At 61.7% G+C, this 13,407-nt stretch carries 11 protein-coding genes; 1 reads left to right on the top strand and 10 read right to left on the bottom strand.

The genetic code is table 11. From position 1 onward, the window contains the following. Positions 1–171: 171 nt before the first annotated feature. On the bottom strand, positions 172–1,479 hold the full coding sequence (locus BLO97_RS21565; RefSeq protein ID WP_092347945.1) for an OprD family porin: 1,308 nt from the start codon (positions 1,477–1,479) through the stop codon (positions 172–174). A gap of 312 nt (positions 1,480–1,791) precedes the next feature. Here BLO97_RS21565 and mhpT point away from each other — a divergent pair, with 312 nt between their 5' ends. Beyond that, positions 1,792–3,015: a 3-(3-hydroxy-phenyl)propionate transporter MhpT gene (mhpT, locus tag BLO97_RS21560; RefSeq protein WP_092347942.1), complete on the top strand. Its 1,224-nt coding sequence runs from the start codon at positions 1,792–1,794 to the stop codon at positions 3,013–3,015. 148 nt (positions 3,016–3,163) lie between these two features. On the opposite strand, the gene BLO97_RS21555 is transcribed toward mhpT, so the two are convergent. From BLO97_RS21555 to narH, 9 genes are all read right to left on the bottom strand, one after another. Beyond that, a complete protein-coding gene (locus tag BLO97_RS21555) occupies positions 3,164–4,783 on the bottom strand; it encodes a methyl-accepting chemotaxis protein (RefSeq protein ID WP_092145737.1) in 1,620 nt (539 codons plus the stop codon). Between the two features lie 110 nt (positions 4,784–4,893). Beyond that, on the bottom strand, positions 4,894–5,589 hold the full coding sequence (locus tag BLO97_RS21550; RefSeq protein ID WP_092347939.1) for an anaerobic ribonucleoside-triphosphate reductase activating protein: 696 nt from the start codon (positions 5,587–5,589) through the stop codon (positions 4,894–4,896). Then, a complete protein-coding gene (gene nrdD / locus BLO97_RS21545; protein ID WP_003202433.1) occupies positions 5,586–5,747 on the bottom strand; it encodes an anaerobic ribonucleoside-triphosphate reductase in 162 nt (53 codons plus the stop codon). The genes BLO97_RS21550 and nrdD overlap by 4 nt, the downstream gene beginning before the upstream one ends. A 31-nt stretch (positions 5,748–5,778) precedes the next feature. After that, positions 5,779–7,794, bottom strand: a complete 2,016-nt coding sequence (locus tag BLO97_RS21540; RefSeq protein ID WP_092145740.1) for a ribonucleoside triphosphate reductase — start codon at positions 7,792–7,794, stop codon at positions 5,779–5,781. Between the two features lie 645 nt (positions 7,795–8,439). Further along, entirely contained in the window at positions 8,440–9,432 is a 993-nt protein-coding gene (gene moaA / locus BLO97_RS21535) for a GTP 3',8-cyclase MoaA (RefSeq protein WP_092347936.1), read from the bottom strand. Positions 9,433–9,457: 25 nt separating this feature from the next. Then, positions 9,458–10,426, bottom strand: a complete 969-nt coding sequence (locus BLO97_RS21530; RefSeq protein WP_063320861.1) for a peptidylprolyl isomerase — start codon at positions 10,424–10,426, stop codon at positions 9,458–9,460. A 10-nt stretch (positions 10,427–10,436) separates the two neighbouring features. Beyond that, entirely contained in the window at positions 10,437–11,117 is a 681-nt protein-coding gene (gene narI / locus BLO97_RS21525) for a respiratory nitrate reductase subunit gamma (protein WP_063320860.1), read from the bottom strand. After that, positions 11,110–11,865, bottom strand: coding sequence for a nitrate reductase molybdenum cofactor assembly chaperone (gene narJ / locus BLO97_RS21520; RefSeq protein ID WP_092145744.1), 756 nt, complete (start codon positions 11,863–11,865; stop codon positions 11,110–11,112). The genes narI and narJ overlap by 8 nt, the downstream gene beginning before the upstream one ends. Positions 11,866–11,867: 2 nt before the next feature. Next, a complete protein-coding gene (narH, locus tag BLO97_RS21515) occupies positions 11,868–13,406 on the bottom strand; it encodes a nitrate reductase subunit beta (protein WP_092347933.1) in 1,539 nt (512 codons plus the stop codon). Position 13,407: the final 1 nt, after the last annotated feature.

The following is a 13,407-nucleotide window of genomic DNA, read 5'->3' as shown; positions in this document are numbered from 1 at the left end:
AAGGACACCGCTCCCCTGTGGCGAGGGAGCTTGCTCCCGCTGGGGCGCGCAGCGGCCCTGAAAAGTCTGCAACAACACCGATAATCAGGGTGGCGCGCGAAGGGGGCTGCTTCGCAGCCCAGCGGGAGCAAGCTCCCTCGCCACAAAAGCACTGCATGGCTCGTCAAGGCATCACCAGATCGGCACGCTGTACGTCATCAGGAACCGGGTCTGGTTCTCGTCGCGAAACGCCGCCGTACCCGGGAAGTTGTTGCGATAGATCGATTTGCGTGCCAGCAGCCCGACGTTTTTCAGCGGGCCGCCCTGGATCACGTATCCCAGCTCCATCTGGAACTCACGCTCCTTGCGATCCTCGGCATTGAGAGCCGCCAATTCGATGTGATCACCACGCACATAACGCAGTCGACTGCGCAGGCCCGGCACGCCCACGGCGGCAAAGTCGTAGTCATGGATCGCCTGCCAGGTGCGTTCCTTGGCATTGAGGAAATCCGAGCTCATGGTCATTTCGCTCAAGCCCATCAGCTCGGTGCCGGACACATAAGGCGTGGCCGTATCACCACTGGAATGCATGTAGCCCAGGCTCACGCGATGGCCGCCCAGGCGATAGCCGACCAGCGCCGAGACGTTGCGGTTATCCACTTTGCCAGCCTTGGCCGCGCCGTCTTCGTCGCTGAAAAAACTGCGCAGGTCAGTGGTCAGGACGCCATCGCCCAAGGGCAGGTTATGCAATAACGCCAAGGTGTTCTGTTGATACAAATCCGCCACTTCGGCGTGGTAAGCCCGCAGGCTGAGGTCTTTGTTGACCTGGTAGTCGCCGCCCCCATAAGCCATATGGGACGAAGTCGCCGCACCGTTGAAACGACGGTTGGGCGAGGCGATGCTCATCGGTTGGTAGTCGGTGGAATCGCGCCGGGCGATGCGATCGATATAACCGGTGTTCAACGTCAAGCCGTCGATGTCCTTGGAACTGAGGGTCGTCCCGCGAAAAGTCTGCGGCAGCAGCCGCGATGGGCTGGCAAAGGCAAACGGCAGGAAGATCGATACATCGCCGGTCTTCACCGTGGTTTGCGCGAAACGCAGCTTACCGGTCACACCCAGGCGCGAATACTCATCCGCCGCACGCTTGTCGCTGCTCGATACCGGTAACAGTTCGGTGCCGCTTCGGTCAGGCGATGAGTCGAGCTTGATGCCCAGCAACCCCCTCACATCGAGGCCGAACCCAACCGTCCCTGGGGTAAACCCCGACTCGACGTTCATGAACACACCTTGGGCCCACTCCCTGGCCGCGGTCTTGGCGCCGCCGTCCTTGTAGTCGCGGTCCATGTAGTAATTGCGCAGGGTCAGGGTACCGTGGCTGTCGTCGATGAAGCCCTCCGCCCGCAAGGCAGGAGAACCCAGGCTCAGCCCGAGGCAGGCCAGCAGACTGGCGAACGAGAAAACAAGGCGCGCCATCGAGGCGTCCCGGGCAAGGTTTGGCATGTTCGATATCCACTTATTGTTGTTGTTTTGATCGGCCCAGCCTTGGTGATGGGGGCCGTGGGAACCAAGAATGGAAACCGCACGGGTGCTTCGTCAATCAACACTGACCGATAATCGAACATTAATATCATTAACCAATTTACCAACTGACTTGAATATTCATACCAAGCCCATGATTTTCATAGTGATCTGGCCCGTTTATGGCTCGCCCTTGGCATCCTTCATTTTTTAGTTAGCTTTGTTAATCTTAAATGCGCCTGCCGGTTATCCTCCGAGCCGGTGTCCCTCACAAAAACAATAAGAGGATTTGCCATGAACCGTCCGGCGCGTCGTGCGACGCTGACTATCGCCTTGTGCTTCATCGTCGCGTTGATCGAGGGTTTCGACCTTCAGTCAGCCGGTACCGCAGCCGCAGGGCTGCGACAGACGTTTGCCCTGGACCCGAAAATGATGGGTTGGGTATTCAGTGCCGGGATCATCGGGCTGTTGCCTGGTGCGTTCTTTGGCGGCTGGATCGCTGATCGCATCGGTCGCAAGAAAATTCTCATCGCCGCTGTCTTGCTGTTCGGCGTGTTTTCCCTCAGCACCGCTTATGTCGAACACTTCTCCAGCCTCTTGCTGGTGCGTTTCATGACCGGCCTGGGCTTGGGCGCCGCCCTGCCCAACCTCATCGCCCTGTGCGCCGAAGCCGTGGGCGAGCAGCGCCGGGGCACGGCCATCAGCGTGATGTACGCCGGCGTTCCGTTGGGTGGTGCGTTGGCGGCAGTGGTCGCCATGTTGTTTGGCGAACACTGGCAGATGACGTTTTTCATCGGCGGGTTGGCGCCCCTGTTGGTGGTCCCGCTGATGCTCTTGTGGCTCCCCGAATCCAGCGCCTTTCGCCAGGCGCAGGATGGCGGCACAGCGCGCGGCTCCACCACTCAGGCGCTGTTTGGTGAAGGTCGCGGCCGTACCACCTTGGCGCTGTGGCTGAGTTATTTCTTCACCCTGACGGTGATGTACATGTTGCTCAACTGGCTGCCGTCGTTGCTGCTGGAACAGGGCTTCAGCAAACCCCAGGCCGGCCTGGTGCAAATGCTGTTCAACATCGGCGGAGCGCTGGGCTCGTTGCTCGGTGGCCTGTTGCTGGACCGTTGCAATGGCATCAAGGTGGTGCTGTTCGTCTATGCCGGACTGCTGAGCGCCCTGGCCGGGGTCGGGTTTTCGGTCGGTATCGTGCCGATGGCCATTGCCGGGTTCGCCGCTGGGTTGTTTGTCATGGCTGCGCAATTGGTCCTCTATGCCTTGGCGCCGCCCTCCTACCCTACCTCCGTACGTGCGACGGGGGTTGGTGCAGCGGTGGCCATCGGACGCCTGGGGTCGGTGGCCGGGCCGCTGGCTGCCGGACAGATCCTGGCGGCAGGGGGTGGGACCACGGCCGTATTGCTGGCGACGTCTCCTGGGTTGGTGGTTGCGACGTTGGCGGTTCTTAGTGTGATTCGTTATTCGGCCGGGCCGCGATTGGGTGCTTCTGAGCCGGTCGCTGGGAACTCCTGACTTGGTGTGTATATCCGTTATTTAGGTAACGGCGGCTTAGGGTTCCACCCTTAGCACAGCCAACACTATCACTAGCTGACCCTCCGCTATCGCGAGCAAGCTCACTCCCACAAGGGATTGTGGGGCCGAGGCCCTGACATTGATCGGCCTAGACCTTGAACCGCGCCACCGTCTCATGCAGTGACCCGGCCATCTGCGCCAGGTCCTGGCCCGCCGTATCGGTATGCCGCGCGCCCAGCATGACCTGTTCGGACAGGTTGCGAATGTCCACCAGGTTACGATCCACCTCTCGCGCCACCAGCGCCTGCTGTTCCGTGGCGCTGGCGATCATCAGGTTGCGCTCGTTGATCTGCGAGATCGAATGGGCGATTTCATCCAGGGCCTCGCCGGAGCGCTGGGCCACCAGCAGCGTGGCTTGCACCAGTTCGCTGTTGTTCTGCATGGAGCTCACCGCATGCCCGCTGTCCAGGCGGATATTACCGATCATGCCCTCGATTTCCCGAGTCGAATCCTGGGTCCGATGAGCCAGCGCCCGGACTTCATCGGCCACCACTGCAAAACCACGCCCGGCATCACCGGCGCGGGCGGCTTCGATGGCGGCGTTCAGTGCCAGGAGATTGGTCTGCTCGGCAATGCTGCGGATCACATCCAGCACCGAGCTGATGTCCTGTACCCGCCCGGCCAATTGCTGGATTCGGCCGGAACTGTCCGTCACACCTTCGGCCAGCGCGGTAATGGAAGCCACCGTTTCCTGGACCTGTTCACGACCACGCTGGGCCGTTTGCTCGGACACCCGCGAGGCTTCGCTGGTGCTCACCGCATTGCGCGCCACTTCGTCCACCGCGGCGGTCATCTGGTTCACGGCCGCGGCAGCCTGTTCGATTTCATGCCCCTGCAACTGCAAGGTGCTGCTGGTCTGGCTGCTCACCGCGCTCAGTTCTTCGGAGGAACTGGCCACTCGATCCACCGAGGCCGCAATGTGCCGGACCATGCTGTTGAGACTCTGCTGCATGTCGTGCATGTTACTCATCACGCTGTCATTGGCACCGACACCCACGGGCACGCGGATCGTCAGGTCGCCCTGGGCGATGAGGTTAAGCACCCGCGCCGCGTCATTGGGTTCACCACCCAGGGGACGGGTCACACTGCGGGTCACCAGGATCGCCACGGTCGTCACCAGGGCCAGGCAGGCCAGCACCAACGCCAGCATGTTGCGCCGCGCATCGTTGTAACGTGCCTGGGCCAAGTGCTCACGTTCGACAAAGACCTTGCCCTGCATCGCCATCATCCCTTCGAGGCTTTTGTACACCTCAAGCTCCGCCGGAATCACGCCCTGCTTGAGCTGCGTCATCGCCTCGTCCGTCGCGCCCTGGCGGATCAACGCCTGCACCTGGACGAACGCCGCCACGTAGGCCTCGCGACGTTTCTTCAACTCGGCATACGCGGCCTTGCCTTCAGGCTGATCGAACAGCGGCTCCAGCGTGGCGAAGGCCTGGGTAATCCGTTGTCGGGTGGCGTCGATGGATTGCTGGACTTGCGCATTGTTCTTGTCGATCAACAAATCCCGGGTATTCCTGGCGTTATCGCGCACGCCCGTGGCGATCACCATGATCGGGTCGATCTTCGGCCAATCCTGCCTGACGATCTGCTCGGCCTGGTCGCGCAGCATCGCCAGGTCGCTCAAGGCGTAAAGCGCCAGGGCAATCAAGGCCAGTGGCGCGATGGCAAAGCCGATCACGATGCGTTGGGCGGTGGTGAGTCTGGTCATATCAAATGCTCCCTGTTCAACTACCTGCCGGTTGGCAGCGCATTTGAAAACCTAAAAAAGTGTGGCCCGGTCATCCCGGGCCGCTGTCGGTCGTTCATCCCGGCGCTCGCTCAACTGCGTAAGACGAACGAGGGGAACAACTCGCGCATGGCGGCCCACAGCTCAGGCTGCAAGGCTTGTGCCGAAACGCTGGAAAGGTGGGGATCGAACATCCGCGCAGTGCGCACCAGTTGCACCGCGAACCGCGTGACGCCGCGTTCGCTCAAGCGTCGGGCCAGGTTCAGCAACCGCTCGGGGTCGAACAAATGCCAGTGCACCGTTGTGCGACATTCATAGTCCACGCCGCTGGCCAGCAGGTGGTCAAGGCTGCGCCAGTTGGCGGCGCCGCTGCCTTCGACACGGGTCACGTCCAGGGCATCTTCGGGCAAGGCCTTGACGTCGAAACCCACCCAGTCGGCAAGCCCGACCACTTTGGCGAAGGCCGCCGGCTTGATGCCGGCGCTGTGCAGGCCGATGCGAAAGCCCATCTGCCGCACTTCCTCCATGGCCGGCGCCAGGCCGTCCTGCAAGGTTGGCTCACCGCCACTGAACACCACGGCGTCGAGCAGATCCTGACGGCGCTGCAGGAACGCCAACACCCGGCACCAATCCACCTCCTCGCTACCGCGCGGCGGGATCAGTTGCGGGTTATGGCAATAACGACAACGCCAGGCACAGCCTTGGCAAAACAGTACGCACGCCAGTTGGCCCGGATAATCGAGGGTGGTCAGGGGCACCATGCCCCCGACCCGTAGCACTCGACTCATGGACGCCCGGCCGCGCGTTCGGTGAAGTGCACCCGCTCGCGATGCTCGGACTGCTTACCTGGGTTGAAGGCCGCCACCGGGCGGTGATAACCCATCACTCGGGTCCAGACTTCGCAGCGTTGACGCTGTGCTTGTGGAAGGCTTTGCGATGCATTCATGGGTGAAGCTCCTTGCGGTCGATGGATCGGATCAGTGAACGCTGCCCTGGCGCTGTTGTTGCAGCAGCAAGGCCTCGTCGCATTTCGGGCAAAACTCATGTTCGCCGGCCAAGTAACCGTGCACCGGACAGATGGAGAAGGTCGGCGTGATGGTCAGGTACGGCAGGCGGAAACGGCCCAGTGCCTTGCGCACCAGTTGCTTGCAAGCCTGTGTGGAGGAAATCTGCTCTGCCATGTACAGGTGCAACACGGTGCCGCCGGTGTATTTGCATTGCAGTTCGTCTTGCAGCTCCAGGGCTTCGAACGGATCCTCGGTGAAGCCCACCGGCAGTTGCGACGAGTTGGTGTAGTACGGTGCGACTGGGCTGCCGGCCTGCAAGATATCCGGATAGCGCTTGAGGTCTTCCTTGGCGAAGCGGTAGGTGGTGCCCTCGGCGGGCGTGGCTTCGAGGTTGTAGAGGTGGCCGGTTTCTTCCTGGAATCGCAGCAGCGTGGCCCGCACGTGATCCAACAGTTTCAGGGCGAATGCCCGGCCTTGCTCGGTGTGCAGGCCTTGTTGGTCATCGGTGAAATTGCGCAGCATTTCGTGCAGGCCATTCACGCCGATGGTGGAGAAGTGATTGCGCAAGGTGCCCAGGTAGCGCTTGGTGTACGGATACAAACCGGCATCCATGTGATGCTGGATGACCTTGCGCTTGACCTCCAGGCTCTCCATCGCCAGTTCCATCAGGGCATCGAGGCGTTGCAGCAACGCGCTGGTGTCGCCCTTGTACAGATAACCCAGGCGCGCGCAGTTGATCGTCACCACGCCCAGGGAGCCGGTCTGCTCCGCCGAGCCGAACAAGCCGCCACCGCGCTTGAGCAGTTCGCGCACGTCCAGTTGCAGGCGGCAGCACATCGACCGCACCTGGTTGGGTTGCATGTCCGAGTTGAGGAAGTTCTGGAAATACGGCAAACCGTAACGGGCGGTCATTTCGAACAGCCGGTCGGCGTTCTCGCTGTCCCACGGGAAGTCGTGGGTGATGTTGTAGGTCGGGATCGGGAAGGTGAACACCCGCCCTTTCGCATCGCCGGCCTGCATCACCTCGATGTAGGCGCGGTTGATCAGTTCCATTTCCGCTTGCAGGTCACCGTAGGCGAACGGCATCTCTTCGCCACCGATGATCGGTATCTGTTCACGCAAGTCCTGTGGGCAGACCCAATCGAACGTCAGGTTGGTGAACGGGGTTTGCGTGCCCCAGCGCGACGGTACGTTGAGGTTGTAGATGAACTCCTGCAACGACTGCCGGACCTCGTCGTAGCTGAGCTGGTCCTTGCGCACATAAGGTGCCAGGTATGTGTCGAACGAGCTGAACGCCTGGGCGCCGGCCCATTCGTTCTGCAGGGTGCCGAGGAAATTCACCATCTGTCCCAGGGCACTGCTCAGATGCTTGGGCGGCCCGGCCTCGACCCGCCCTGGCACGCCATTGAGGCCTTCGTGCAACAGGGTGCGCAACGACCAGCCGGCACAATAGCCGGCGAGCATGTCCAGGTCGTGGATATGCAGGTCCGCCTCGCGGTGCGCCTGGCCGATGGCCTGGCTGTAGACCTCGTCGAGCCAGTAGTTGGCGGTGACCTTGCCCGATACGTTGAGGATCAGCCCGCCGAGGGAATAGCCCTGGTTGGCGTTGGCCTGCACGCGCCAGTCTTCGCGGTCCAAGTATTCGTTCATCGACGTGGCGACTTCCACCAGCGTACGGCGATCCCGACGCAGGCGTCCGTGTTGCTCGCGATAGACGATGTAGGCACGCATGGAGAGAAAGAAACCGGCATCCATCAACACCCGCTCGACACGGTCCTGGATCTGCTCGACGTTCAACCGCGTCTGCCCTTCCAACCGCGCCAACACCGCCTCCAGCAACGCCTCGGCCTCGGCTTCGGCGTATTCGCCAGTGGCCTTGCCAGCGGCGATCAGCGCCTGGCGGATCTTGTCCGCATCGAAGGCGACCACACTACCATCGCGCTTGTGCAAGCGGTTACACCCTACTGAGATCAACGTGCTCTGCATTTTGGCTCCAGACACTACATATAGGCTTTTTGATTCGCATAAACACAACATGCAGTGGAGAGTACGGCCAAACGATCGAGTTGCAATTGATCGATATCAAGATTCGGGAGCGACGGCCAACCCGCTTGGAAGGGGGGGCAATGCGCCTCGTACAATGGGATCGGGGTGCGACCGGAAGAAATAGGCCGGCTGGCAGGCCGCCTTCGCGAGCAAGCCCGCTCCCACAGTTGGATCGGGGTATGGCCGCAGAGCCAGGCCGGCTATAAGGCCGCCTCGCGGTGGACGTTGATTTCGGCGCCCCGTTAACCACGCTGGCCGAACGCAGGCATTGCGCAGTGGGCATCCCGGCATGGATGCCGGGATAGCCGCGCTGGGCCATGGATGGCCCTTCGCGGCGGCCCACGGAGCAATGCCTGCGTTCGGGCATGCCGAGCCTAGGCGAGGCACCGAGTGGTGGGGCAAAAGCGTTTTGCTTACTTTTGCGCTTCTCAAAAGTGAGCCGCTGTAAGAGCGGAACCATAAGCCGCCGTTACCGCAGCAATGGATATGCCCCCGATCAACAACATCCCTGCGCCAAGAACAAAACAGGGCTGCTGCGCACCCCAGCGGGAGCAAGCTCCCTCGCCACAGGGTCCGCGTCAGCCCTTAACCCCCACTCATATTCATGAACCGCACAATCTGCACCTCCCCACCAGGATTGAAGTCATGGCGCAAAGGCTTCCCACGCAACGCCTTCTGCACCGCCTGAATAACCGGCTGGTCATCCAACGGATAACGCCGCAACAAGCCACGCAGATCGAGAGAATCCTCCTGCCCCAGGCACAACAGCAAGCGCCCTTCAACGGTCATGCGCACGCGATTGCAACTGGCGCAGAAGTTGTGAGTGTTGGGGGAAATGAAACCGATCCGGGTATCCGGATGCTGTTCCAAACGTACATAACGCGCCGGGCCACCACTGTTCTCCGTACTGTCGAGCAACCGGTGATGAGCGGCGATCACAGCCCGGACCTCATCGCTGGAACAGAACGACTCGCCCCGGGAACGCCCCACCTCCCCCAACGGCATCTCCTCGATAAAACTGATGTCGATGCGTTGATCGATGGCGTACTGCACCAGCGCCGGGACCTCATCGAAGTTGCGTCCTTTCATCACCACGCAGTTCAACTTGACCCGCTCGAACCCAGCGACCTGCGCCGCTTCAATCCCGGCCAGCACCTGGTCCAGGTTGCCGTTGCGGGTAATCGCCCGAAAACGTTCGCCGTCCAGGCTATCGAGGCTGATGTTCATGCGCTTGACGCCAGCATCGACCAGCGGCTGGGCCAATCGCCCCAACTGCGAGCCGTTGCTGGTCATCACCAGTTCCCGCAGGCCGGGCAATGCCGCGATCTCGCGACACAGCCTGACGATGCCCGGACGGATCAGCGGCTCGCCACCGGTCAGGCGGATTTTCTTCACCCCCAGGCCGACGAACAGCCGCGCCAGACGCTGCAACTCCTCCAAGGTCAACACCTGCTGACGCGGCAGGAACGTCATGTTTTTCGCCATGCAATACACACAACGAAAATCACAACGATCGGTCACCGACATCCGCAAATAATCGATCTGGCGCCCAAATCCGTCCTGCAACACCGCATTCATGAAGACCTCCTGATTGAGCCCGTACTCACTGCACCAGCGGCGAGTCGGCACCCTGAAGATGAATGCCGCGAATGTCCGCCGCACCGATCAGGGTTTGCAGGTACTGCACCAGCGCTTTTTGCCATACGCCCTGCTGCAACTGGGTACGAATCGCCGTCGCCACCGCCTCGTACGGCAATGGCTGGCCATCGATGCGCTGGTCGATGCTGATCACGTGCCAGCCATAGCGACTTTCCAGCGGTTTACCGGCCAGGCCCGCCGGCAGGGTGAATAACTGGCGCTCCAGCTCAGGCACAGTCTGGCCCTTGCTGATCTGCCCCAGCGAGCCGCCCTGCTCCTTGGATGGACACGCCGAATGCTTGAGCGCCAACTCGGCAAAACTGCCCGGGAACTGATCCAACCGCTCCAGCAGCAGCTCGGCCTGGACATGAGCCAGGCTGCGCGCCTCGGCATCGTCCGGCGCGCATTCGAGCAGGATGTGCCGCACCGCCAGCAACGGTGCGCTGTGAAACCGCGCTCGGTTGCTTTCGTAATAACGCAGGCAGGTGGCCTCGTCGCACTGCGGCACCTGCACCTCACGTTCGAGCAATAGCCGCGTGGCCGCTTCCTCTTCGTTTTCGCCGGCGCCGACCTGTAACGCCAGGCCCAGTTCGGCGATGCGTTGCTGGAGCAATTCGCGAATCACCAAGGCCCGTGCCGCCTGATAAACCGCCTCCTCGCGGCTTTCCGCCGGGTGGTATTGCAGCTCCTGGGCCATCGCCTGCGGGGTGATCGACACCCCGTTGACGCTGATGATCGGCCACTCCTGTTCACTGCTGGCAATCAACTGTGGCGCTTCATCCTCCGCCACCGGCCCGGCCTGGGCCGGCTCGAACTGCACCGCCCCCGCCGGTTCGGCATCGGCCACCGGCGCGATCACCGGTGCCGCTTTTGCCGAAGAACCGCAGCCGCCGCTGCCGCCACCACTACCGCCACATCCGCATCCACTCGCCATGATCTTCTCCTCAAAACTTCTGCCGAACGATTTGATAACGACGTCCCAGGTACCAGACCGGCGCACTGACGATATGGACCAGACGAGTGAACGGGAACAACACGAACAAGGTCAGGCCCAGCACCACGTGGAGCTTGTAGACCAGGCCTACCGGCGCTATCGAGGTAGCGGCTTCAACCGGACGCAACAGCACGGTGTTTTGGGCCCAGTCAGCCAGCATCACCATTACCGAGCCGTCCATATGGGCGGTAGAGGCCACGATGGTCATCAGCCCCAGCACCAGTTGCACCAGCAGCACCACCAGCACGAGGATGTCCGACGCATTGGAGGTGGCGCGAACCCGTGGGTCGGTCAGGCGACGGTTGAGCAGCATCACCAGGCCGATCAGGCCCAGTACGCCGAAGAAACCGCCGGAGACCATCGCCAGCAACTGCTTGTTCTCGGTGCTCAGCACGTGGTGGTAGATCGCCGAGGGTGTCAGCAGGCCGACGAAGTGGCCGGCCAGCACGAACAGCACGCCGATGTGAAACAGGTTGCTGGCCACGCGCATGCCGCGCTTGTTCAGCATCTGGCTGGAACCGGCCTTCCAGGTGTACTGGGACAGATCAAAGCGTGCCCAACTGCCAAGCAGGCAAATCGCCAAGGCGACATAGGGGTAGACCCCGAACAACAACAGATCCCATTTAGACATTACCCACCTCCCCGGCTGGCGCTGCGGCCAGCCCTTCATGCTGAAAATCCACCCAGTGCAGCGGCACCGCACTTTCGTCTCGCGCCTTGCCCGGCGCGCTGGGCATCGAGCTGCAACGGTCCTGCTGTTCGGCCTTCATGAAATCCACCGCCTCTTCTTCCCAGACCTTGTCCAGGGCCTCGAGGGAGTCATCCCGTGGCTCGGCCTTCACTTGCTCGCGCAACTCGGCCACGGCCACCTGAGGCTCGGCCCCGGCGATTTGTAGCAAGGCGCGGAAGCAACTGGCGTAGGCGCTTTCACGTTCGTCCAGGCGCGCCGCGAGCAAGGCCAGCAGGTGCGCCACATCGGCCAGGCCCTCGCGGGCCTCGAGGTCTTCGCGGGTGGAAAGAAACTCCAGGTACAGCGGGATGTAGTCAGGTAGTTCCTTGACGCCGATGGCAAAACCGGCCTCTTCGTACTGGGCCATCATGTCGACCATGGCCTGGCCACGGTCGCGGGATTCGCCATGGACATGTTCGAACAGCAGCAGCGACAGCGAACGACCGCGGCCGAACAGCGCACCGTAGTGCTCCTGGCCATCCATCAGGTCCTTGCCGCAGATCACCTCCAGCAATTCAAACAGCCCGGCGCGCTGGTTGGGACTGATTTCCCGTGCCTGGAGAATCGCTTGTTCCAGCTCATCCCGACCGGCCACCAGGGTCTCGGTCGGGTAGTCGAGCAGCAACGAAATCACCTTGAGAATGCGCATGCTCATTCCTCCCACAACTGCACGGTTTTGATCACGTCGCGGCGGTTGACCTTCTTGCCACCGAACATGTTGGTGTCGGAGCTGCCACTGCAACCGCTGCCAAAGCTGAAGCCGCAACCGGAGCGCTCGGCGAACGCGTCGCTCATGGCGTCTTCGCGGTGGGCGCTTGGTACGACGAAGCGATCTTCGTAGTTGGCGATGGCCAGGTAGCGGTACATCTCTTCCACCTGGTTCACGCTCAAGCCGACGTCGGCCAGCACTTGCAGGTCCTGCACGCCGTCGACCTGCTCGGAACGTTTGTAGGCACGCATCGCCAGCAAGCGTTTGAGCGCAAGCTTGACCGGTTTTTCATCACCGGCGGTGAGCATGTTCGCCAGGTAGCGCAGCGGGATGCGCAGGCTGTCGACGTCCGGGATCACCCCGTTCATGCCCACGGTGCCAGCCGTGGCAGCGTTCTGGATCGGCGACAGTGGCGGCACGTACCAGACCATTGGCAAGGTGCGGTATTCCGGGTGCAGCGGCAGTGCGAGTTTCCAATCCACGGCCATTTTGTAGACCGGCGAACGTTGCGCCGAATCGATCACCGACTGCGGCACGCCATCGGCCAGGGCTTGGCGAATCACTGCCGGGTCGTTGGGGTCGAGGAAAATCTCCAGTTGCTTCTCGTACAGGTCCTTCTCATCGGCGGTGCTTGCCACTTCGCTGATACGGTCGGCGTCGTACAGCAGCACGCCGAGGTAACGGATCCGGCCGACGCAGGTTTCAGCGCAAACAGTCGGCATCCCGGCTTCGATACGCGGGTAGCAGAAGATGCATTTTTCCGACTTGCCGCTCTTCCAGTTGAAGTAAATCTTCTTGTAAGGGCAGCCGCTGATGCACATGCGCCAGCCACGGCATTTCTCCTGGTCGATCAGGACGATGCCGTCCTCTTCGCGCTTGTAGATCGCGCCGCTCGGGCACGATGCCGCGCACGCCGGGTTCAGGCAGTGCTCGCAAAGGCGCGGCAGGTACATCATGAAAGTGTTTTCGTACTCGCCGTAGATGTCCGCCTGGATCTTGTCGAAGTTCTTGTCCTTGCGCCGCTTGGCGAATTCAGTGCCGAGGATTTCCTCCCAGTTCGGGCCCCACTCGATCTTCTGCATGCGCTTGCCGGACACCACCGAGCGTGGTCGCGCGGTGGGCTGGTGCTCGCCCAGCGGTGCGGTGTGCAAGTGCTGGTAGTCGAAGTCGAACGGTTCGTAGTAATCGTCCAGGCTCGGCAGGTCCGGGTTGGCGAAGATATTCGCCAGTACGCGGAATTTGCCGCCGATGCGCGGGTTGATCGAACCGTCTGCGTTGCGGATCCAGCCGCCCTTCCACTTGTCCTGGTTTTCCCATTCCTTGGGATAGCCGATGCCCGGCTTGGATTCGACGTTGTTGAACCAGGCGTACTCCATGCCTTCGCGGCTGGTCCAGACGTTCTTGCAGGTGATCGAGCAGGTGTGGCAGCCGATGCATTTGTCCAGGTTCAGGACCATGCCGATTTGTGAGCGAATCTTCATC

This window comes from Pseudomonas sp. NFACC05-1 (genome assembly GCF_900100135.1).
In the GTDB taxonomy this organism is placed as follows: domain Bacteria; phylum Pseudomonadota; class Gammaproteobacteria; order Pseudomonadales; family Pseudomonadaceae; genus Aquipseudomonas; species Aquipseudomonas fluorescens_Q.
Note: the sequence above shows the minus strand (reverse complement) of the source record. Positions and strands in the feature narration are given on the sequence as shown.

Bases quoted from the DNA above. Each gene is read 5' to 3' on its own strand.
- BLO97_RS21565 (WP_092347945.1), bottom strand. From the start codon at position 1,479: ATGCCAAACCTTGCCCGGGACGCCTCGATGGCGCGCCTTGTTTTCTCG.
- mhpT (WP_092347942.1), top strand. From the start codon at position 1,792: ATGAACCGTCCGGCGCGTCGTGCGACGCTGACTATCGCCTTGTGCTTC.
- BLO97_RS21555 (WP_092145737.1), bottom strand. From the start codon at position 4,783: ATGACCAGACTCACCACCGCCCAACGCATCGTGATCGGCTTTGCCATC.
- BLO97_RS21550 (WP_092347939.1), bottom strand. From the start codon at position 5,589: ATGAGTCGAGTGCTACGGGTCGGGGGCATGGTGCCCCTGACCACCCTC.
- nrdD (WP_003202433.1), bottom strand. From the start codon at position 5,747: ATGAATGCATCGCAAAGCCTTCCACAAGCACAGCGTCAACGCTGCGAA.
- BLO97_RS21540 (WP_092145740.1), bottom strand. From the start codon at position 7,794: ATGCAGAGCACGTTGATCTCAGTAGGGTGTAACCGCTTGCACAAGCGC.
- moaA (WP_092347936.1), bottom strand. From the start codon at position 9,432: ATGAATGCGGTGTTGCAGGACGGATTTGGGCGCCAGATCGATTATTTG.
- BLO97_RS21530 (WP_063320861.1), bottom strand. From the start codon at position 10,426: ATGGCGAGTGGATGCGGATGTGGCGGTAGTGGTGGCGGCAGCGGCGGC.
- narI (WP_063320860.1), bottom strand. From the start codon at position 11,117: ATGTCTAAATGGGATCTGTTGTTGTTCGGGGTCTACCCCTATGTCGCC.
- narJ (WP_092145744.1), bottom strand. From the start codon at position 11,865: ATGCGCATTCTCAAGGTGATTTCGTTGCTGCTCGACTACCCGACCGAG.
- narH (WP_092347933.1), bottom strand. From the start codon at position 13,406: ATGAAGATTCGCTCACAAATCGGCATGGTCCTGAACCTGGACAAATGC.